This is a genomic window from Polaribacter sp. (assembly GCF_051251875.1).
GTDB lineage: Bacteria > Bacteroidota > Bacteroidia > Flavobacteriales > Flavobacteriaceae > Polaribacter.
On sequence record NZ_JBPOGL010000027.1, the window covers coordinates 29797 to 51220 of the forward strand.

The 21424-nt window shown below is 30.7% G+C and carries 22 protein-coding genes; 10 read left to right on the forward strand and 12 right to left on the reverse strand.

Features of this window, described 5'->3' with window-relative positions; translation table 11 throughout:
- Nucleotides 1-190: 190 nt before the first annotated feature.
- The 10 genes from ACSHW5_RS12200 to ACSHW5_RS12245 form a co-directional block, all read right to left on the reverse strand.
- Entirely contained in the window at nucleotides 191-2566 is a 2376-nt protein-coding gene (locus ACSHW5_RS12200) for an efflux RND transporter permease subunit (protein ID WP_435676418.1), read from the reverse strand.
- Between the two features lie 94 nt (nucleotides 2567-2660).
- Nucleotides 2661-3215: a ribosome recycling factor gene (gene frr, locus ACSHW5_RS12205; RefSeq protein WP_435676419.1), complete on the reverse strand. Its 555-nt coding sequence runs from the start codon at nucleotides 3213-3215 to the stop codon at nucleotides 2661-2663.
- Nucleotides 3216-3243: 28 nt separating this feature from the next.
- Nucleotides 3244-3951 (reverse strand): UMP kinase, encoded by a 708-nt coding sequence (gene pyrH, locus ACSHW5_RS12210; RefSeq protein WP_435676420.1) that lies wholly within the window; start codon nucleotides 3949-3951, stop codon nucleotides 3244-3246.
- 137 nt (nucleotides 3952-4088) lie between these two features.
- Nucleotides 4089-5060, reverse strand: a complete 972-nt coding sequence (tsf, locus tag ACSHW5_RS12215) for a translation elongation factor Ts (protein ID WP_435676421.1) — start codon at nucleotides 5058-5060, stop codon at nucleotides 4089-4091.
- A gap of 33 nt (nucleotides 5061-5093) precedes the next feature.
- Nucleotides 5094-5921, reverse strand: a complete 828-nt coding sequence (rpsB, locus tag ACSHW5_RS12220) for a 30S ribosomal protein S2 (RefSeq protein WP_435676422.1) — start codon at nucleotides 5919-5921, stop codon at nucleotides 5094-5096.
- Between the two features lie 152 nt (nucleotides 5922-6073).
- Entirely contained in the window at nucleotides 6074-6460 is a 387-nt protein-coding gene (gene rpsI, locus ACSHW5_RS12225) for a 30S ribosomal protein S9 (protein WP_435676423.1), read from the reverse strand.
- Nucleotides 6460-6915: a 50S ribosomal protein L13 gene (gene rplM, locus ACSHW5_RS12230; protein WP_435676424.1), complete on the reverse strand. Its 456-nt coding sequence runs from the start codon at nucleotides 6913-6915 to the stop codon at nucleotides 6460-6462. Before rplM ends, rpsI begins: the two co-directional genes overlap by 1 nt.
- A 223-nt stretch (nucleotides 6916-7138) precedes the next feature.
- On the reverse strand, nucleotides 7139-8812 hold the full coding sequence (locus tag ACSHW5_RS12235; RefSeq protein WP_435676425.1) for an RluA family pseudouridine synthase: 1674 nt from the start codon (nucleotides 8810-8812) through the stop codon (nucleotides 7139-7141).
- Between the two features lie 14 nt (nucleotides 8813-8826).
- Nucleotides 8827-9333 (reverse strand): DUF3124 domain-containing protein, encoded by a 507-nt coding sequence (locus ACSHW5_RS12240; protein ID WP_435676426.1) that lies wholly within the window; start codon nucleotides 9331-9333, stop codon nucleotides 8827-8829.
- Nucleotides 9334-9551: 218 nt separating this feature from the next.
- Nucleotides 9552-10610, reverse strand: coding sequence for a branched-chain amino acid aminotransferase (locus tag ACSHW5_RS12245; RefSeq protein ID WP_435676427.1), 1059 nt, complete (start codon nucleotides 10608-10610; stop codon nucleotides 9552-9554).
- A 121-nt stretch (nucleotides 10611-10731) separates the two neighbouring features.
- Here ACSHW5_RS12245 and ACSHW5_RS12250 point away from each other — a divergent pair, with 121 nt between their 5' ends.
- From ACSHW5_RS12250 to ACSHW5_RS12280, 7 genes are all read left to right on the forward strand, one after another.
- Nucleotides 10732-11238, forward strand: a complete 507-nt coding sequence (locus tag ACSHW5_RS12250; RefSeq protein WP_435676428.1) for a DUF4920 domain-containing protein — start codon at nucleotides 10732-10734, stop codon at nucleotides 11236-11238.
- Between the two features lie 21 nt (nucleotides 11239-11259).
- Entirely contained in the window at nucleotides 11260-11919 is a 660-nt protein-coding gene (mnmD, locus tag ACSHW5_RS12255) for a tRNA (5-methylaminomethyl-2-thiouridine)(34)-methyltransferase MnmD (RefSeq protein WP_435676429.1), read from the forward strand.
- 92 nt (nucleotides 11920-12011) lie between these two features.
- Complete coding sequence (locus ACSHW5_RS12260; RefSeq protein ID WP_435676430.1) at nucleotides 12012-12143, forward strand: hypothetical protein; 132 nt, start codon at nucleotides 12012-12014, stop codon at nucleotides 12141-12143.
- 409 nt (nucleotides 12144-12552) lie between these two features.
- A complete protein-coding gene (ruvC, locus tag ACSHW5_RS12265; protein WP_435676431.1) occupies nucleotides 12553-13107 on the forward strand; it encodes a crossover junction endodeoxyribonuclease RuvC in 555 nt (184 codons plus the stop codon).
- A gap of 40 nt (nucleotides 13108-13147) precedes the next feature.
- Nucleotides 13148-13513: a four helix bundle protein gene (locus ACSHW5_RS12270; protein WP_435676432.1), complete on the forward strand. Its 366-nt coding sequence runs from the start codon at nucleotides 13148-13150 to the stop codon at nucleotides 13511-13513.
- 162 nt (nucleotides 13514-13675) lie between these two features.
- Nucleotides 13676-14803, forward strand: a complete 1128-nt coding sequence (hemW, locus tag ACSHW5_RS12275; RefSeq protein WP_435676433.1) for a radical SAM family heme chaperone HemW — start codon at nucleotides 13676-13678, stop codon at nucleotides 14801-14803.
- Between the two features lie 39 nt (nucleotides 14804-14842).
- Nucleotides 14843-15592 (forward strand): cyclase family protein, encoded by a 750-nt coding sequence (locus tag ACSHW5_RS12280; RefSeq protein WP_435676434.1) that lies wholly within the window; start codon nucleotides 14843-14845, stop codon nucleotides 15590-15592.
- A gap of 148 nt (nucleotides 15593-15740) precedes the next feature.
- On the opposite strand, the gene ACSHW5_RS12285 is transcribed toward ACSHW5_RS12280, so the two are convergent.
- On the reverse strand, nucleotides 15741-16724 hold the full coding sequence (locus ACSHW5_RS12285; protein ID WP_435676435.1) for a CorA family divalent cation transporter: 984 nt from the start codon (nucleotides 16722-16724) through the stop codon (nucleotides 15741-15743).
- Between the two features lie 171 nt (nucleotides 16725-16895).
- Here ACSHW5_RS12285 and ACSHW5_RS12290 point away from each other — a divergent pair, with 171 nt between their 5' ends.
- The 3 genes from ACSHW5_RS12290 to ACSHW5_RS12300 are packed head-to-tail and all read left to right on the forward strand — an operon-like array spanning nucleotide 16896 to nucleotide 18103.
- Nucleotides 16896-17264 carry an MmcQ/YjbR family DNA-binding protein gene (locus ACSHW5_RS12290; RefSeq protein ID WP_435676436.1) on the forward strand — a complete coding sequence of 123 codons (369 nt, stop codon included), beginning with the start codon at nucleotides 16896-16898 and terminating at the stop codon, nucleotides 17262-17264.
- 9 nt (nucleotides 17265-17273) lie between these two features.
- Nucleotides 17274-17537 (forward strand): DUF3781 domain-containing protein, encoded by a 264-nt coding sequence (locus ACSHW5_RS12295; protein WP_435676437.1) that lies wholly within the window; start codon nucleotides 17274-17276, stop codon nucleotides 17535-17537.
- A 14-nt stretch (nucleotides 17538-17551) separates the two neighbouring features.
- Nucleotides 17552-18103 (forward strand): 5-formyltetrahydrofolate cyclo-ligase, encoded by a 552-nt coding sequence (locus ACSHW5_RS12300; protein WP_435676438.1) that lies wholly within the window; start codon nucleotides 17552-17554, stop codon nucleotides 18101-18103.
- A 120-nt stretch (nucleotides 18104-18223) separates the two neighbouring features.
- Here ACSHW5_RS12300 and ACSHW5_RS12305 read toward each other — a convergent pair whose 3' ends face one another.
- Nucleotides 18224-21385 (reverse strand): amidohydrolase family protein, encoded by a 3162-nt coding sequence (locus ACSHW5_RS12305; protein WP_435676439.1) that lies wholly within the window; start codon nucleotides 21383-21385, stop codon nucleotides 18224-18226.
- Nucleotides 21386-21424: the final 39 nt, after the last annotated feature.

The window sequence follows — 21424 nt, forward strand, 5'->3', positions numbered from 1 at the left end:
TTGTTTTAGCATGAATGTATTAATATGGGAACTAAATTTTGAAATATAAACCCAAAAGTACAGGAAATAAGTAGTGCAGCGTTTTAGTTTTTTTTACTAAATATAAAGCCCCTTCAGGTACTTAATAAACCTGAAGGGGCGTTTGAATAGAATATAGAATAATGCCATTCAATTGTAAAACGTTTGGGCTTTATTCTTCTGATTTATCTTCTTTCGGAGGTAGAATTGTCATAGAGGGTTCTTTAAATACTTTTTTGTTGGCTATTTTCTTTTCAAAAGTTAATAATAAAGAAGGCAATAAAAGTAAGTTAGAAACCATGGCTAATAGTAACGTTACAGAAACCAAACCACCCAACGCAATTGTACCACCAAAACTAGATAAGGTAAATACTAAAAAGCCAAAAAACAACACAATAGAAGTATAAAACATACTAACACCTGTTTCTCTTAAAGCAGCGTATACGGATGTTTTTATTCTCCAATTATTTGCCATTAATTCTTGTCGGTATTTTGCTAAAAAGTGAATAGTATCATCTACGGAAATACCAAAAGCAATACTAAAAACTAAAATTGTTGAAGGTTTAATTGGAATTTCAAAAAAGCCCATTAATCCGGCAGTTATTAAAAGAGGCAACATATTTGGAATAATAGATATTAAAATCATTCTAAAAGACCTGAACATCCAAGCCATAAAAATGGCAATTAATAAGATGGCTAATGATAATGAAATCACTAAATTTTTAATTAAGTAATTGGTTCCTTTTATAAAAACCAAGGCTTTCCCGGTTAATGAAATTTCGTAATCATCAGATGAAAACTCTTTATCAATTACCGCTTTTAATCGCTCTTGAATAATATCCATTTTATCGGTTCCAACATCTTTCATAAATGTTGTAATTCTTGCATAGCGCCCTGTAGAATCTACAAAGGTTTTTAGCATACCTTCTTCGCTTTTAGAGTTTTTAGTATACGCAAATATATAACTCTGTTCTTGGTTGGTTGGTAGTTGATAATATTTAGGATTTCCGTTGTAGTAGGCTTGTTTAGAGTATTTTACAAGATTTACAACAGAGATTGGTTTTGATAATTCTGGAAAACTTTCTATAGTTTCATTAATTTTATCCATTTTTTTTAAGACAGATAATTTCATAATTCCTTTTTCTTTTTTGGTATCAATTAAAATTTCAAGGGGCATAATACCACCAAATTCATTTTCAAAGAACTTTATGTCTTTATAAAAGTCCATACTTTTAGGCATGTCTTCAATTAAACTACCAGAAACCTTTATTTGATATACACCAATAATACCTAAAGCAATAATAATAACGGTAGTTATGTAAATGGTAATTCTTTGTTCTCTTACCATTTTTTCCATCCAATTTACTACATTTTCAATCCATCTTCTTTCTAGATGATTCAAATGTTTTTTCTTTGGAAGTGGCATAAAACTATATAAAATAGGAATTATAAGTAATGCCAAAATAAAGATGCTGATAATATTTACAGAAGCCAAAATACCAAATTCGCGCAGTAAACTACTTTTTACAAAAACAAAGGTAGCAAAACCAGAAGCTGTAGTAATATTAGTCATTAAAGTGGCATTTCCTATTTTAGAAATTACACGTTGTAATGCTTTGGCTTGTTGCCCATGTTTTTTTATTTCTTGTTGATATTTATTAATTAGAAAAACTGCATTGGGCACACCAATTACAATAATTAATGGTGGTATTAATGCTGATAATACGGTTATTTCATATCGGAACAAGCCTATAAAACCAAAGGCCCAAGTAACGCCAATCATAACCACTAAAAGCGTAATAAATGTGGCTCTAAAAGATCTAAAAAAGAAGAAAAAGATAAGCGCAGTAATTAACAAAGCACCACCAACAAATAGTGCAATTTCATTCTGAATGTTTTGTGCATTTAATGTTCTTATGTACGGCATTCCAGAAATACGCACATCTAAGTTTGTATCTTTCTCAAATTGTTCTATGGTTGGTTTTAAGTAATTATATATAAAATCTCTTCGTTTGGGAGTATTTATAATTTCTTTTTTAATGTAAATAGCCGTTTGTAAAGTGCCAGTTTCTTTGTTGAATAATAAGTTGTCGTAAAAAGGAAGTTTCTCAAAAAGTTCTTTTTTTATGGCTAAAACCTCTTCTGAAGTTGAAGGTTTTTTCTCATATAAAGGTTCTAAGACAAATTCTCTTTTTGTTCTGTCTGCTTTTAACTTTTGAACATTGGCAATAGAAAGTGTAAAATCTATTTCTGGAAGACTATCGAATTTTTTTATCAGGCTGTTCCAAGCATTAAATTTTTTTGGTGTAAAAACGGTACTATCTTTAACACCAATTATAACAAGGTTTCCTTCTTCTCCAAAAATTTCTAAAAATTTATTGTAGGTAATATTTGCTTCGTGGTCTTCTGGTAATAAATTGGCTTCTGTATATGAAAATTTCATATATTTCATTTGAGTTGCCAATAAACCAGTAATTATTGCTATACCTAATAAAACTAAGTAACGGTTTCTTAAGATTATGCTAGCAACTTTTGTCCAGAAATTCATGTGGATAGATTTTCGTAAATATTTTTAAATAGTAGAAGTGTTTTCAAAAAAAAAGAGTGTTTGGTAACACTCTTTTTTTTAATTTAGGAGAATTTTAAACTGTCATAATTTCTTTTTCCTTTACAGCAAGTTTTGCATCAATATCTTTCACAAAAGTATTGGTTAACGTTTGTACTTCGTCTTCTGCAATTTTTTTCATGTCATCAGAAATATCTGTTTTTTTGATGTCATTATTAGCGTCTTTACGAGCATTTCTAACACCAACTTTAGCATGTTCTGCTTCTGCTTTGGCTTGTTTTGCCAAACCAAATCTTCTTTCTTCTGTTAGCGGTGGTACATTAATCATAATAATATCACCATTATTCATTGGGTTAAAACCTAAATTAGCTACTTGAATGGCTTTTTCAATAGGCTGTAACATGTTTTTTTCCCAAGGTTGTATAGTTATGGTTCTTGGGTCTGGTGTATTCACATTTGCAATTTGGCTCAATGGTGTTTGAGAACCATAATAATCTACCTGAACATTTGCTAACATGGCAGGTGTTGCTTTACCCGCTCTAATTGTACGCAATTCTTTAATTAAATGCTCTATGGCATTATTCATAGCTTCTTTGGCAGTGTCTAAAATAAATTCAATTTCTTCGTTCATCTTTCTAAAAATTTAAAGATTTTGATTACTAATTATCAACAATAGTTCCAATTTTTTCTCCAGAAACTAATTTTATTAAGTTTCCTGTAGTATTCATGTCAAAAATAATAATTGGTAAATTATTTTCTTCACTTAAAGTAAAGGCAGTCATGTCCATTACTTTTAAACCTTTTTGAATTACGTCTTTAAAAGTAATTGTTTCAAATTTAATGGCATCTATATTTTTTTCTGGATCTACATTGTAAACGCCATCTACTCTTGTTCCTTTTAAAATAGCATCTGCGTCTATTTCAATAGCTCTTAAAACTGCGGCAGTATCTGTAGTAAAATAAGGATTTCCTGTACCTGCTCCAAAAATAACAACTCTACCTTTTTCTAGATGACGAATTGCTTTTCTTCTGATATACGGTTCTGCAACTTCTTTAATTTCTAAAGCTGTTTGTAAACGTGTTTTAACGTCTTCTTCTTCAAGGGCACTTTGTAGTGCTAATCCGTTAATACAGGTTGCTAACATGCCCATGTGATCTCCTTGAACGCGCTCCATACCATTTGCAGCTCCAGAGACACCTCTAAAAATATTTCCACCACCAATTACAATGGCTACTTCTATTCCTTTTTGTACAACTTGTTTTATTTCTTTGGCATATTCTGCCAAACGTTTTGGGTCTATACCGTATTGTCTATCACCCATTAGGGCTTCACCACTTAATTTTAAAAGTATTCTTTTATATTGCATAATTTTCTTTGAGAGTTTTGCAAAATTAAGCTTTTTTTTTTGAGTTTCCTTTTTCTGATAAATAAAAAAACCTCGCAAATTTGCGAGGTTTTTAATATTATAAGATTCCTGTTTGCACAGAAATAAAAATGTATGAATTATCCTAAAGTAACTCTTTTGAATCCACTTACAGAAACATCGCCAAATGTACTAACATATTGTGCTACATTTTTCTTGTCATCTTTAATAAAAGCTTGGTCTAAAAGACATTGCTCCATATCTAAAGTTGTGTTATCAGAAATGAATCTTTCCAATTTACCTGGTAAAATTCTATCCCAGATTTTTTCTGGTTTTCCTTCTGCAGCCAATTCTGCTTTTGCAGCTTCTTCAGCTTTTGCTAAAACTTCTTCAGATAACTGAGACATAGAAATAAATTGAGGAACATTTTTTAATGTTTTTCCTAATCTTCCTAATTCTATATTATCTTTTTCAATCACAGCAATTCTTGCTTCTGTTTCAGCAGCAACAAATGCAGGATCAAAATCTTTGTAAGACAATGTAGTTGCTCCCATAGAAGCTACTTGCATTGCTACATCTTTAGATAAAACATCAGCATTGTCTACTGCAGCAGATAAACCTACTAAAGCAGCAATTTTACCAATGTGAGTGTAAGCACCAACATAAGCAGCTTCAATTTTCTCAAAAGCTGTAATGTCTAACTTTTCACCAATAACACCAGTTTGCTCTATTAATTTATCAGCAACAGTCATTCCTCCAAAATCAGCAGCTAAGAAAGATTCTTTATCTGCACAATTTAATGCGATTTCAGCAAATTGAGCACCTAAGGCAACAAATGCATCGTTTTTACCAACAAAATCAGTCTCACAAGCTAAAACGATAGCAACACCAGCAGTGTTGTTATCATTAATTTTTGTTACTGCAACACCTTCTGTAGAATCTCTATCAGCTCTTTTTGCAGCAATTTTTTGACCTTTTTTACGTAAAATATCAATTGCTTTATCAAAATCACCACCTGACTCAACTAATGCCTTTTTACAGTCCATCATTCCAGCGCCAGTTGCTTCTCTTAATTTTTTAACATCAGCAGCACTAATCTTTACTGTTTCCATGTTATGTATGTTTTTTTAATGATTGTTATTTTTTTATTCAGCAGGCTTTTCTGTAACTTCTGCTTTAGTTTCTTCAACTTTCGCTGCTTCAACTTTTACTTCTGTAACTTTCGCTTCTTCAACTTTAGGAGCTTTTGTAGCTGCTTTTGTTTCTTTTACTTTTTCCTTGTCTGCTTTTCTATCAGATAAACCTTCTGCAATTGCATCTGTTACATAAGATAATACTTTGTCTATAGACTTAGAAGCATCATCATTTGCAGGGATTACATAATCTACTAATCTAGGATCAGAGTTTGTATCTACCATTGCAAAAATTGGAATGTTTAATTTCATAGCTTCTGCTACTGCAATGTGCTCTTTTTTGATATCAACTATAAATAAAGCACCTGGTAAACGAGTCATATCAGAAATAGAACCTAAATTCTTTTCTAATTTTTCTCTCTGACGGTTTATTTGTAATTTTTCTCTTTTAGACAAAGCGTCAAAAGAACCATCTTGCTTCATTCTATCAATTTGAGCCATTTTTTTAACAGCTTTTCTAATAGTAACAAAGTTAGTTAACATACCACCTGGCCATCTTTCTGTAATGAAAGGCATGTTTACTGCTTTTGCTTTTTCTGCAACAATATCTTTTGCTTGTTTTTTAGTAGCTACAAATAAAATCTTACGTCCAGAGTTTGCAATTTTTTGCAATGCTTCAGAAGTTTCTTCTATTTTTGCTGCTGTTTTATACAAGTCAATGATGTGTACACCATTACGTTCTGTATAAATATAAGGAGCCATGTTTGGATTCCACTTTCTTGTTAAGTGACCAAAATGTACTCCATTTTCTAATAATTCTTGGATGTTAATGTTTGCCATTTTTCTAAATGTGTTTACTTTCTTTTGTTTGTAATCAATATATAAGTAGTCTTTCGAGTCTTATATATTTAGATGCTAAACTGTTTAATATTAATTGTGTAATAATAACAGTTCTCGATATAATAGTGTACAGAATAAATTCTGCGCAGATATTAACGTTTCGAGAATTGGAATTTTTTACGTGCTTTCTTCTGACCAAATTTCTTACGCTCTACCATTCTTGGATCACGCGTTAATAAACCTTCTGGTTTTAACACCAATCTGTGCTCTTCATTAATAGCAACTAAAGCTCTTGTAATAGCTAAACGGATAGCTTCTGCTTGTCCTGTTACACCACCACCGTAAACATTAACTTTGATATCATAAGACTCTAAGTTTTCTGTTAACATTAAAGGTTGTTGTACTTTGTACTGTAATGTACCTGTTGTAAAGTAGCTTTTGTAGTCTTTTTTGTTTACTGTAATGTTTCCACTTCCGTCTGAAAGATAAATACGAGCAACAGCTGTTTTTCTTCTACCGATTTTATGTACTATATCCATTATTTAAGATCGTTAAGGTTAATAGCTTTAGGTTCTTGACCCGCTTGTTTGTGCTCTGCACCTGCATATACATATAAATTTCTGTATAAAGCTGCTCCTAAAATATTTTTAGGTAACATTCCTTTTACTGCTTTTTCGATTAATCTTGTAGGATCTTTCTCAAACATTTCTGTTGCAGTTAACGATCTTTGTCCTCCTGGATACCCTGTGTGACGAATGTAAGATTTGTCTCTCCATTTGTTACCCGTTAAAACAATTTTTTCTGCGTTGATAATAACCACGTTATCTCCACAATCTACGTGAGGAGTAAAGTTTGGTTTATATTTACCTCTAATTAGCTTGGCTACTTTGGAAGCTAGACGACCCAACGTTTGCCCGTCCGCATCAACTAAAACCCACTCCTTGTTTACGGTAGCGCTGTTTGCTGATACTGTTTTGTAACTTAATGTGTTCATAATTACACTATTAGTTTTTGTTTAATTAATAATTTTATTTTCCTTAAAAAAGGAGTGCAAATGTACCGCTTTTTATTTGATTGACAAATAGTGTTTTAAGAATATTTTTACCTAATTCTTTGTTTTTTTTTAATAGTAAGCCTAAGTAAATGAGTAAACTAGCTTTTTTTAAGGCTTTTTTGTTTGTTAAAAGCGGAAACTAGAAGTGTGTTTGTGTGGATTTTTAAAATGCTGCATCAACTATAAAACTTACTTTTTTGCGTGTTGTTGGATGTGTAAACTCAATAAATTCTGCATGTAAATGCAATCTATTTTCTTTTTTTCCATACAAATCATCGCCTATAATAGGGGTTTGTAATCCTAGTTTATGTGCTGCATGTACTCGTAATTGATGTGTTCTACCGGTAATTGGAAAAAAATGAACACGTGTTTTGCCATCTTCTCGGTTAATCACGTTCCAATTTGTTTCTGCTAATTTTCCATGTTCATAACATACCAATTGCTTGGGTCTGTCATCTAAATCTACTCGCAAAGGAAGTTTAATAGTACCCTTTTCTTTTGGTAAATTGCCATCTAACAAAGCAACATATCTTTTCTTTACTGTTCTTTCTATAAATTGACTTTGTAATATTTTGTGTGCTTCTTTTGTTTTGGCAAGTAATAAAATTCCAGAAGTAGACATGTCTAATCTATGTACTATTAATGGTCCTGTTGCGTTGGGGTATTTTTGTAGTATTCTTGTGTAAACAGAGTCTGTAATTTCTTTACCTGGTACAGAAAGTAATTCGGTAGGTTTGTTTACAATAATTAAAACATCATCTTCATAAATAATGGGAAGCGTTTTTTCTTCGGATATTTTTTCTATTAATAAGTTGTCTTCCAAAGATAAACCTGCTAACATGTGGGTAAGAATGGGTTTGCATCTACTTTGGCAAGCCGGATAATAGTTTTTATGAATTCTGATTTCTGAATTAGGGGCAATTCCCCACCAAAATTCTGCCATAGAAATAGGGGTAAGGTTGTTGGCAAAAGCGTATTGCAATAGTTTTGGGACTGCACATTCTCCTGCGCCAGCTGGTGGTTTTATGTCTGGGTTGTTAAAGATATCTAGTAAATTTTTAGATTCTTTTTGTTGATTTAAAAAAGCATACTTGCTAAATAACGTTTGCTGTAAATAGTTAGATTTTTCTCGGCGTTGTTTTTTTAAGAAGGCTATTTTGTTTTCTATTTGAATGTATTCTTTGCTAATTCTTTCAAGTTTTGTGTCATAATAATCAACTAGTTCTTTGTAGAAAAATTGATCATTATAACTTTCTTGCATTAATGTTTTACTTATTATTTTGTATTCTGATTCATTTAAAAGAGGTAACGCCTTTTTTTTGCGAAGTTTTCTATCTGTTTTAGCAATTTTCATCTTTTTGCGTTGCAGAGCTAAATCATCTTCAATATTTTTTATGTTTTTTTTTACTAATTTCTTTAGGTTTAAAAAAGTTTTGTCTTTTTGTAAAGTACCAATTTGGTGGTTTATTTCATCAATTTCTTTTTCTCCTTTAATATAAAAACTACCTTCTGTTCTCATGTTAAAAACTGGAGGAACAAATTTTTCAGGTAAACTTTTATCGGCTAATTTTCCAGAAAATGCGGCCAAATAACCAATACTATCTTTAGAGTCTTTTACTACTAAAACACCAAACATTTTTCCTATTGGTAATTCTTTAGAGTTAGAATTTAAACCAAAGTTATGCTGAAAATCTGATTGTTGCTCTAAATACGCTTGTAATTCTGCTGCAGCTATTTTAGATAATTCATGTGGTTGATAATAAAAAGGGAACGTAAACTTTTCTGGTAAGGCTATTTCAGAAACGTTTTGTTTAAAATTCAAAAAATGTTTAGGCATTTTACAAACTGTTATTATTTTATGCGTTTAGATTGTGTTGTAAAAGAAAGACCTTGCTGACCAACCGTTGAATTCATTATTCCTTCAAATAAAGGTTCTGGGCCATTTTTTGGAATTTTCCATTCAAAAATAAAATTAGAACCTTTTCCTCCAGAAATATCAACTTCATCAATAATAATTTCTGTGGTTTCTAAAGGAGCTAAATATATAGGTGCTTTAAAATAATTTCTTAAAGAAGTACCATGCGTGTCATGATAGGTTGCTTGTAATATAAAAATAGTATCTGTGTCGCTAATGTTTCGCAAGCTTATCATAGCGGTTAAATTATGTGTTTTATGTTCTGAAACACTATAAATTTGAGAGTAAATAGAAAGGTATGATTTGCCGTATTCTAAAGAATCTGTTTTAGAAATAGTTGCTTTTCGTTTAGACCAGTTTTCTTCACTTATAGAGCTAATTTCTTTTTCCTTACAACTTAAAAGAAGCGTAAAAGCAATTATGATTATAAAGTTTATTTTCATTTTTTTTACTGATTTTTTTACTGATTCTAAAGATACATTCTTTTTTTTTAGGTGTACTTTTAATTTGAGGATAAAAAAAGCACCAAAGAAAAACTTTGATGCTTTGGTAAGTTATTGATAGTCTTTAAACTTGTTGTGTATTTTGAATATTTTTAGTTCAAAATGAACAACAGGTTCTTTAAAATTTTAAATGCAAGCTGTAAAGAAATTTCTTTTTTCTACTTTAGAATAACTCTCCATCCGTAAGGATCTTCAGATTTATTTGTTTGAATATCTGTAATTGCTGTTCTTAATTTTGTTGCAAAAGGTTGCTCTAATTCTGGCAAATCATAATCTGTACCTTGATATCCAAAACCTGCTATTGGCGAAATAACTGCAGCAGTTCCTGCGCCAAACATTTCTTTTAAACTACCACTTTGTGCAGCGGAAATTACTTCAGAAACGGTAATTTTTCTAACTTCAACATCAATGTTCATGTCTTCAGCAATTTGAATAACACTTTTACGTGTAATTCCATCTAAAATTCTATCGCTGGTAGGACTTGTAATTAAGGTGTCATTAATTCTGATAAAAATATTCATTGCACCAGCTTCTTCAATATATTCGTGAGAATTATCATCTGTCCAAATAACTTGATTGTAGCCTTTTTCTAAAGCTAATTGTGTTGGGTAAAACTGCGCAGCATAATTACCACCAGCTTTCGCAAAACCTACACCACCATTTGCTGCACGCGCATATTTTTCTTCAATTAAAACTTTTACTTTTCCAGCAAAATAAGCACCAGAAGGCGCTGTACAAATAATAAATTTATACGCATTTGCAGGAGAAGCATGAAAGCCTATTCCAGAGGCAAACATAAAGGGTCTTATGTATAAAGAGCTACCTTCGTTTGTAGGAATCCAATCATTATCTACTTCTAATAATTTCTTTAATCCGTCCATAAAAACAGCTTCAGGAACAGGAGGTATTACCAAGCGTTCTGCAGATTTATTTAAACGTTTCCAGTTTTCTAAAGGGCGGAATAACATGGTGTTTCCGTCTGCATCTTTATAAGCTTTCATTCCTTCAAAAATAGATTGTCCGTAATGGAAAATCTTTGCTGCTGGGTCTAAAGAAATTGGTGAATATGGTTTTATAACAGCAGTTTGCCATTCGCCATTTTCAAAATTACATTCTAACATGTGGTCAGAATATACGCTACCAAAAGGTAGGTTATTAAAATCTACAGAGTCTATCTTCGATTTTTCTATACGTTGAATTTCTATATTAGATTTCATTCTAGTTGATTGAATTAATTGCACAAATGTACACAAAATATTTATCTGACAATATAACAAATTATTGCTTTTACTTTATAAAAGATGTACTTTTGTTCTTTATCCAAAAAAATTAGTAATTATGAAATATTTGATGTCGTTTTGTTTGATCATTTTGGTTGCTTTTGCTGCTTGTAAAGAAGGGAAGAAAACAGCCCATGAAAAAACAGAGCCAAAAAAAGAACTTGCTTTTGATTCTTTTGGAGAAAAATTAATTTCAGACAATGCTATAACCTCTAGCGAGTTATTGGCTAAGTATGAAACCATGAAAACAGGAGATACCATTAACATAAAATTTGCTTCTAGCATTAAAGAAGTTTGTTCAAAAAAAGGATGTTGGATGAAACTTCCTTTGGGTGAAGATGCAGAAACCATGGTTCGTTTTAAAGATTACGGTTTTTTTATGCCTTTAGATGCTAAAGATAAAGAGGTAATTGTGGCAGGAAAAGGGTTTGTTAAAGAAACTTCTGTAAAAGAATTGCAACATTATGCAGAAGATGCAGGGAAAAGTAAAGAAGAAATTGCTAAAATTACTGAGCCAAAAACAGAATACACGTTTGTAGCTGACGGAGTTTTAATAAAAAAATAAATAATTCATCAATCTACAATTGTGAAAAGAGAAATATTAATAACTTCAGACGGTTCATCTACCATACATTTACCAGATTGGGATGAACAATATCATTCTAAAAATGGTTCTATAAACGAAACATACCATGTTTTTATAGAAAGTGGTTTAAAGCAAGTAGCTGCAGAGAATGTTTCTATTTTAGAAATTGGTTTTGGTACAGGTTTAAATTGTTTTATTACCTATTTAGAGGCTAAAAAAAACATCCATTATGTGGGCGTAGAAGCCTATCCTGTTACAGCGGAAGAGGTAGAGAAAATGAACTTTATTTCAATATTAAATCAAGAAAAAGAAAGAGATACTTTTGATAAAATGCACCGTGTTTCTTGGGAAGAAAAACATCAAATTTCAGATACTTTTTCGTTAACAAAAAGAAAACAATTTTTTGAAGATATTGAAGATAAAGATGCGTTTAATTTAATTTATTTCGATGCTTTTGGCGCGCGTGTTCAACCACAATTGTGGACGGTAGAAATTTTTCAAAAAATGTTTAATGCATTAAAAGAAAACGGAATTTTAGTAACTTATTCTGCAAAAGGAAGCGTAAGAAGAGCGATGTTAGAAGTTGGTTTTACTGTAGAACGTTTGCCAGGACCTCCAGGTAAAAGAGAAATGTTACGCGCCACCAAAAAGAGTGTATAGCAAACAGTTTGGTTTTTTTAGCCAGTTGGTTTGACGCCTCTTTAATAACAAAAACTAAATTTATAGCAATAGCTAAATAATAATATCAATACATGGAGTTCAAAAGAAAATTTGGAAGAAACAAAGAAACAAAACCCGTAAAAGGTCTTTTTTTGGTAGCGCTTCTAGCACTTGCATTATTGCTTTGGTTTAAAGCAGAAGATATTATGAACGCACTTTTTTAAATGATTTTGAAGGAGGGTTTTAAGCGTAAGCACTTTATGTTTAAGGAGGTTAAAAATCCTTAAAACGCTACTGATAAAATACCTTGATAGCTATTTTAATGCCATTACTTTTGCTTTTATTTAAAAAATAGAATAGGTAAAAAAAATGTTTTTTAGAAGCTATTTCCCGCTTGTAGTTTATCTTGAGCGATGTCGAAAGACACTCGCTTTTTTTGCCAGAAAAAGGCAAAAAAGAGCTCAAACAAATGTTTCAATCGGGGCTCAAACTTTTTTTTAACTTTTGTCAAAGGCAAAAAATCACTTATCCTTAAAAACAATTTTATTTTCAATTTATAACATTAGATAGTTTTACTATCAACCAAAAGAATTGTTTAGTTTTGTCTGAAACAAATTAATAAATAATTGACAATTGTCAAAAACAGAAAAAATTATTTTAGGAATTGACCCAGGAACAACCATTATGGGTTTTGGTATCATAAAAGTGGTAGGTAAAAAGATGGAATTTATTCAAATGAATGAATTAATGCTAAAAAAATACGATGATCATTACCTAAAATTAAAACTCATTTTTGAACGCACGATTGAATTGATAGATACCTATCATCCAGATGAAATTGCTATTGAAGCACCTTTTTTTGGTAAAAATGTACAATCCATGTTAAAGTTAGGGAGAGCACAAGGCGTAGCTATGGCGGCAGGATTATCAAGAGAAATTCCCATTACAGAGTATTTGCCAAAGAAAATAAAAATGGCAATTACAGGTAATGGTAGTGCAAGTAAAGAACAGGTTGCTTTGATGTTAAAATCGTTATTAAATTTAAAAACATTGCCAAAAAATTTAGATGCAACAGATGGTTTAGCGGCGGCGGTTTGTCATTTTTACAATTCAGGAAAAGTAGTTGGTGGAAAAAATTATACAGGTTGGGCTAGTTTTGTGAAGCAGAATCCTAAAAAAATAAAATAATTTTTTAATGAACACTTATCAGTAATCAATTATTAAAAAAATGAAATTACCAAATAACCCGTTACAGAATAAATCGTATGATTTTGCTTTATTGATTGTAAAACTGAGCAAAAAGTTAGTTGCAGAAAAAAAAGAGTACATATTATCAAAACAAATTTTAAGAAGTGGAACTTCTGTTGGAGCTAATATAGTTGAAGCAAATGGAGCGATTTCTAAAGCAGATTTTTCTGCTAAAATGTCTATAGCATATAAAGAATGTTTAGAAACAAAATATTGGTTGCATTTATTAAAAGATAGTAACGATTTAGATTTTGAGGATTTTAATATGTTGTTTGATAGGGCTGATGAGATTGGAAGAATTCTTTTTTCAATTTTAAAAACCACCAGAATCAATAAGCAATCGTAATAATTGATCACCGATCACTGATAACTGATAACCGATCACTGATAACCGATCACTGATAACCGATCACTGATAATTGATAACCGATCACCGATCACTGATAACTGATAACTGATAACTGATAACCGATAACCGATAATTGATCACTGAAAACTGAAAACTATTTTGTCCGGAATATACATTCACATACCATTTTGTAAACAAGCATGTTTTTATTGCGATTTTCATTTTTCTACTTCCTTAAAGAAGAAAGAAGAAATGATTTTATCACTTGTAAAAGAAATAGAAATTAGAAAAGACGAATTACAAAATGTAACCATAGAAACTATTTATTTTGGTGGTGGAACGCCCAGTGTTTTATCTGTTGATGAAATACAAGTACTGATTGATGCGGTTTATAGAAATCATGCAGTAATTAAGAATCCAGAAATTACTTTAGAGGCAAATCCGGATGATTTATCCGAAGAAAAAATTATAGCACTTTCTAAAACACCCATCAATAGATTAAGTATTGGAGTGCAGTCTTTTTTTGAGAAAGATTTAAAACTGATGAATCGTGCGCATAATGCAAACGAAGCAAAAAATTGTCTATCTGTGGCGATTCGCCACTTTAGCAATATTTCTGTAGATCTAATTTACGGAATTCCAGATTGTTCTAATAAAGAGTGGAAGCAAAACATACAAACGGCCTTGAGTTATGGCATTTCTCATATTTCTAGTTACGCCTTAACGGTAGAGCCAAAAACAGCATTGGCTTCGCTTATAAAAAAAGGAAAAATTAAAAATGTAGATGATGATAAAGCACAAGAGCAATTTTATATTTTAATTGAAGAATTATCAAAAGAAAATTTTGTGCATTATGAATTGTCTAACTTTGGCAAAGAAGGCTTTTTTAGTAAAAACAACTCATCATATTGGTTGGGGAAACCTTATTTAGGTATTGGTCCTTCTGCACATTCTTTTAACGGAAAACAACGTAGTTGGAATGTTAGAAATAATACAAAATACATAAAAGCGATTCAAGAAGACTCACTTCCAATAGAAAGTGAAACTTTAACAAAAACAGATGGTTATAATGAATATATTATGACCGGTTTACGAACAATTTGGGGAGTTTCTTTAGATAAAATAGAAAAGGATTTTGGAGAAAAATATTTGTTTTATTTAAAAAAACATTCTCAAAAATTTATTAAACAAGAATTATTGTATATTGAAAACCAAATTTTAAAAACAACTAAAAAGGGAAAGTTTTTATCAGACGGAATATCTTCAGATTTATTTATGATAAACTAAGTATTTCAACTAAATTAATAAAGAAAAAGCACGGCGTAAATGAAAGCAACAATAGAATACAATTCTAGAAAAATAGAAGTTAATATATCTAATCCTATAGATATTTCTATCCCAATAGATCCTTCAAAAAACAGTGTAAATGCTTGGTATATAGATGGTCCTAAAATTTCAGCAGAAACTCAAGAAGGTTTTGAAATAAGTGTTGAAAATGGTGCTGTTGTTAATTTTAACAATATTAGTTTTAATCCACATTCACATATAACACATACGGAATGTGTTGGCCATATTACTAAAGAGGTACATTCTGTAAATAAGAATTTAAAATATTTTATTTTTTTAGCAGAAGTGGTTACAATTGCTCCTTTGTTTCATAATGGAGATTTTCTAATTGGAGTAAAACAATTAAAAACAGCCTTGGGAAATAAGAAGCGAGATGCTGTTGTAATTCGTACATTACCTAATTTAGATGAAAAAAAGAGTATGAATTATTCCAATACAAATCCAACTTATCTTTCGGAAAAAGCTGCTATTTATTTAAGAGAAAAAGGAATAAAACATTTACTGATAGATTTACCTTCTGTAGATAAAGAAAAAGATGATGGAAGACTTTTGTCTCACAATGCATTTTGGAATACTGCAGGAGAATTAAGAATGAATGCTACAATAACAGAGTTTATTTACGTGCCAAATAATGTTGAGGATGGAGAATATTTATTAAATTTAATGATTGCTCCGTTTGAAAATGATGCAACGCCAAGTAAACCTGTTTTATATAAAATAATAAAATAAATTTTAACTAATAACATCTTAAATAGGTTAAAAATTTATTGTAAAAATCAGCGTCCTTTCTAATTTGTTAAATTAGAAGGGACTTTTTTTTTAAGGAAATGGCGAAAAAGTAATTAGAAATACGAGTGTAAATGCCTATTTATACTTACTAAAACCACTTTTTACGTTTAAAATACCAAACAGAAATAATGGTAATTAAAACCATAATTCCCAATAAAATAAAATAGCCATATTCAGATTTTAATTCAGGAATATTTTCAAAATTCATTCCGTAAATTCCTGCTAAAAAAGTTAGTGGAATAAAAATCACAGACAAAATAGTTAAGGTTTTCATAACCTCATTTAAGCGATGGCCTTGAATACTAAAAATTAAGTTTATTTTACTTTCTAACTCTTGCAATTCAAAATCGATATTAGAAATTAGGTTGTTCGTTTGTTCTTTTAGCTCGCTAAAATACTTTACATTAAAATCTTTAACTTCCATTTTCTCTAATTTAACAATGGTGTCTTTTAAACTCATTGTTGCCTTCTTAAAGTTGAATAATTCTTGCTTTCTTTTTTCTACTAATGAAGTAAATTCTGGTGTTGGTTTTATGTTTGTAGAATCTAGTTTATTGGCACTTAATTCGGCATTTATAATATAGGTGTCTTGGTAGTTATCAATAATAGATTCTAATAATAAAAATAATAAGTAATCTGCTTTTTTCTTTCTAACAATTCCTTTATTACCTTCTAAACGTTCACGAATCCAGCCAAAATAATCTCCAGATCTTTCTTGAATAGACCAGAGAAAATCAGAAGAAATAATAAAAATCATCTGTTCAGAATCTAATTTCTGACTTTCAGTAATTAAAACACGCGTGGTTACAAATAACAAATTATCTAATAAGATTACTTTGTTAGGGTGATCTTCATCTCCTAATAATTTAATTAAAAAATCATCTAAATTATTTTGAAGAATGACTTGTTTATAGGCGTCATGAAAATAGATTCCATACGTGTTTAACCAATTTATAGTGCTATTATTTTCTTGAAAAACAATTTCCGACATTACGTTGTAGGTTGTTTTTTTATACGTTTTAGCAGAGTAACTAATTATGGATGTGTTGTCTAAAAAATCATTTTCCATCATAAAAAATAGTTGTAAATTTGGTAGATAAAGATACTTTTTAAATTGTAAATAATGCATAGAAAAATTATAATACACTTTGTAGCTTAATTTATTCTTACATGTTATTGGTATTGAGATGTATTTTTTTACTTATTTCACTAAACACTAAACACTAAACACTAAACACTAAAAATGCATATAGAACAATTAAGAGATTTTTGCATGTCAAAAAAAGGAGTTACAGAACATTTTCCTTTTGATGAAGCTACCTTGGTTTTTAAAGTGATGAACAAAATGTTTCTACTTACAGGTTTGAATAATTGGGAAAAAGGCGAGGCTAAAATCAACTTAAAATGCAATCCAGAAAAAGCGATAGAATTACGAGAAGAATTTGAAGGAATTACTGCTGGCTATCACATGAGTAAAAAACATTGGAACACAGTTTTGCTAAATTCTAGTGATGTATCAGATGAGTTAGCAATAGAACTGATGAATCATTCTTATAAGTTGGTAGTGCAAGGTTTGACAAAAAAACTCCAAAAAGAATTAGAAGAATTGTAGATTTCTATAATGACAAAAATTAAAAAAGACGAGATTTTAGAAAAGCATTGTTATTCAGAATTGGTGTATTTTCGGATAAATAAAAAGTTGAAAAAAGCTTTTTCTAAAGGTGAAATAGAGACGTTTATTAGCGTAGTTTTAGAAGAAACACCTATAGAAAACTATTTAAAAAAAGGGAAGAATTTTTATATTTCTAACGTACAGCATAATATCAGAATTACTGTTAATTCTAGTACTTTTAGAGTTATTACAGTAGATAAAATTACCAATTAATATATTTGTTTTAAATGAAAAAGCAAGAACTTAGAAATATTTACAAACAAAAACGCAATAATTTAACTGAAATTCAAATCCAGAAATTTCAAGAGAATATTTACAAACAAATTTTTAGTTTAGACCTTTCTAAAGTTAAAAATGTGCATTTATTTCTTTCTATGAGAAAATTTAAAGAGATAGATACAAAACCGTTAATCGATTATTTTAGAAGTAAAAAAAAGAGAATTGTAGTGAGTAGATGTAATTTTAAAGACAACACACTTTCTCATTTTTATCTGGAGGAAAATACCCTTTTAGAGCTGAATAAATTTGGTGTTCCAGAACCTGTAAATGCAGCACAAGTGGATGAAAAAGAATTAGATCTTATTTTTGTGCCACTTTTAATTTCTGATGAAAAAAACTACAGAGTTGGGTACGGAAAAGGATATTACGATCGTTTTTTATCCAATTGTAGAAAAGATGTACAACTAATAGGTTTAAATTTTTTCAGTCCTATTCAAGTAATACAAGATGTCAATACATTTGATATTCCTTTGGATACAATTATATATCCAAAGGAATAAATTTTATTAATGACAACTACATGTAGGAATTGTAAAGCTGTTAGATTTCATTTGTAACGGAACACCTTGATTATAACCATCCATTTCAAAATAGAATTTACTTCTTTTTGTGTCATAGTTTCAAACTTCATTCATGGTGTTTACATCATATAAACGCCCATTTACCATGGTATAAATTACAGAGTTTGAGTTTTTAATATCTTCTATAGGATTTTTGTCTAAAATAATTAAATCTGCTAATTTCCCTTTCTTTAAAGAACCTAATTCATCGGCAATACCCAGGTATTCAGCGCCATTAATAGTAGCAGCTTTTAAGGTTTCATGATTAGACAATCCGCCTTGTTGTAGCATCCATAATTCCCAATGCGCGCCTAAACCTTGTAATTGTCCGTGAGCACCTAAGTTTACTTTTACACCTTCATTTGCCAAAGCTGTTACGGTTTTAGACGATAAAACATGTCCGTTTATATATTCTTCTTCAGGAACCTTCATTCTATGTCTCGATCTTGTATCAACAACATATCTTGGCGTATATTTTAACAAGGTTTTATTTTCCCAAACATTCATTTTTTGATACCATTCAAATTCACCGCTCATGCCTCCATAATTTACAATTAGAGTAGGTGTGTAGCCTGTTTTACTATTTTTCCAAAGAGAAAGAACATCTTTATAAACAGGGTTTACAGGAATGTTGTGTTCAATTCCTGTATGACCATCAAAAATCATACTCATATTTGCATAAAAGTTAGAACCACCTTCTGGAACTACATTTACGCCCAATTCTTTGGCTGCTTGCATAATTTGCTGACGCTGTTCTCTTCTGGGTTGGTTGTAGCTTTTAATAGATTTTGCGCCAAAAGCTTTGGTTCTAGAAACGGCAAAACGTGCATCTTCTAAGTTATTTACCACTGCTTTAAAATCTCCTTCTGCACCATATAAAATAAAACCTGTAGAAAACATTCTTGGTCCTACTAATTGTCCGCTTCTTTGCATTTCTTCTAGTGTAAAAGCGGCTGCTGTGTTTACAGAAGGATCATGAGAGGTTGTTACGCCAAAAGCTAAATTTGCATAAAATTGCCAATGTTTTTGGGTGCTTAAACCGTTTCTAAAAGCACCTACATGAGCATGTACATCAACAATTCCTGGCATAATAGTTTTGCCTTCCATATCAAATACTTTAGCATCCGAAGGAATGTTTGTAGCACTGGTTTTTCCTACTTTTTCTATTTTATTTTTGTTGATAATAATGGTCCCGTTTTCAATAATTTCATTTTCGCTCATGGTAATAATTCTTGCATTTTTAAAAGCAATTCTACCGTTTGGGATGTCGTATTTTTCTTTTAAATTAATTTTTATTCCAGTTGATTCATTAGCAACTAAATTTGTTTTAGAGAAAGGATCTGTAGTGTTATTTACGATAGATTTCGAAAAATATTCATCACCTAGAGTCCAAAAAACTTTGTTGTTATTTGCAGACCAATGCAAATTGATGCCTGCATTTTTAGACAAACTTTCTACTTTTAGAGATTTTGTATTTTGGTCTAGATTTATTTCACTTCCGTTCATTATAAAAGGTGCAACGTACAGTTTGTGCAAGTGAATAAAAGCAATCCATTTATTGTCTTTACTGGGTACTAATCTATTGGCTAATTTTGAAGAAAAATGACTTCTTTCTTCTTTACCATTTAAGTTAACACTTGTTAAATTTTTAGTAAGACCTCCAAAAAAGGAACCGCCTGTTTGAAAGAAAATTCTTTTATCATCTGAAGAAAATATCGGAAATTCTCCTGTTTTAGAAACTCTTTTAGCGTTACTTCCATCAATATTTGATACGTAGATTCCTGTTTTTTTAGTATAATCATAACCTTGATCTCCGTTTCCAGATTCTTTTCTGTAGGTAATTTGAGTACCTGCGTTGTTGTATGCTGGCGTTCTGTAAATTCCTTTTTCTTTGGTTAATTTTTCTAAAGAAGTTCCATCTAAATTTACAGTATAAATAGCGCCTAATTGTTCATCATTCCAGGTAACAAACAATACAGATTTTCCATCAACAGAAAAACGAGGTTCCGCTTCAAAATCTTTTAAGTTTGTAATTCTTGTCGGAATTCCGTTTGGCATTTCTTTTTTGTAAATATGTCCTAATGAAGTAAAAATAATGGTCTTTTCATCTGGAGAAGTTTGTACATCTTTAATCATTTTTGCAGTAAATTCTTCTTTAAAGACAGTTCTTTTAACACGATGTGTTTTTGCTAATTTAATTTCTTCATTTACTTGAAAAGGAATGTTTTCTATTTCTTTTGAATCAATGTTTATTTTGTTAATTTTTCCCTGAGACCAAATAATAATGTCTTTGTTATTTGGCAACCAAGAAAAATGTGGATACACTCCAAAGACTGCCCAAGCTTCACTTTGGTCCTTATTTAAGTTTTGATAAATTGGCCATTCTTTTCCGGTTTCTAAATCATGAATATATAAAGCTGTTTTTGTTCTAACACGTTTTATAAATGCTAATAATTTACCATCTTTAGAAATTACAGGTCTTGCTGCTCCTCCCGGACCACCAGTAATTTGTTCTGTTTTCCCTGTTTCAAAATTGTATTGGTTAATTACATAAATCTGTTTGTTTGGGTCTTTGTTATATTGAAAAAAGCCACCGGGGTACATGTCTTCTGCATAGTATAAATATTTTCCATCTGGTGAAATTGAGGGGTCATTTACATCTTGTTGATCATTTTTTCTTGAAGTTAATTTTAAACCCGCAGCACCAGAAAGTGGGTATTGCCACATTTCTCCTGCGCCAACAGAGCGTTCAGATGTGTAGTGTTTTCTAGCAACTAAAGATTTTCCATCAGGCGTCCAAACAGCATTGTTAAGTAACCTAAATTTTTCTTGAGTAATAGATTTTGCATTTTCCCCATCTGTAGTCATTACCCAAATATTATTACCACCTTCAGCATCACTAGTAAATGAAATATATTTTCCATTCGGACTAAATTTAGGTTGTACTTCATACGCCATACCAGCTCGTAAAATAGTTGCTTTTCCACCAGAAATAGGCATTTTGTAAATGTCTCCTAGCAAATCAAAAACAATGGTTTTTCCATCCGGACTTACATCTAGGTTCATCCAAGTTCCTTCAGTTGTGTTTAATTTAAAAGAGTTGTATTTCCAGTCTTTATGAGGATTGTTCACGTCCCATTTTTCTGGTTTGTCGGTGTTCTCTTGAGAACTTAAATTCATCGAAAATGAAAGCATCAGTAGTAGAAGTACGTTTTTATTCATAAGAGTAAGTTTTTAAAATGTGAATATCTAAAAGTAAGG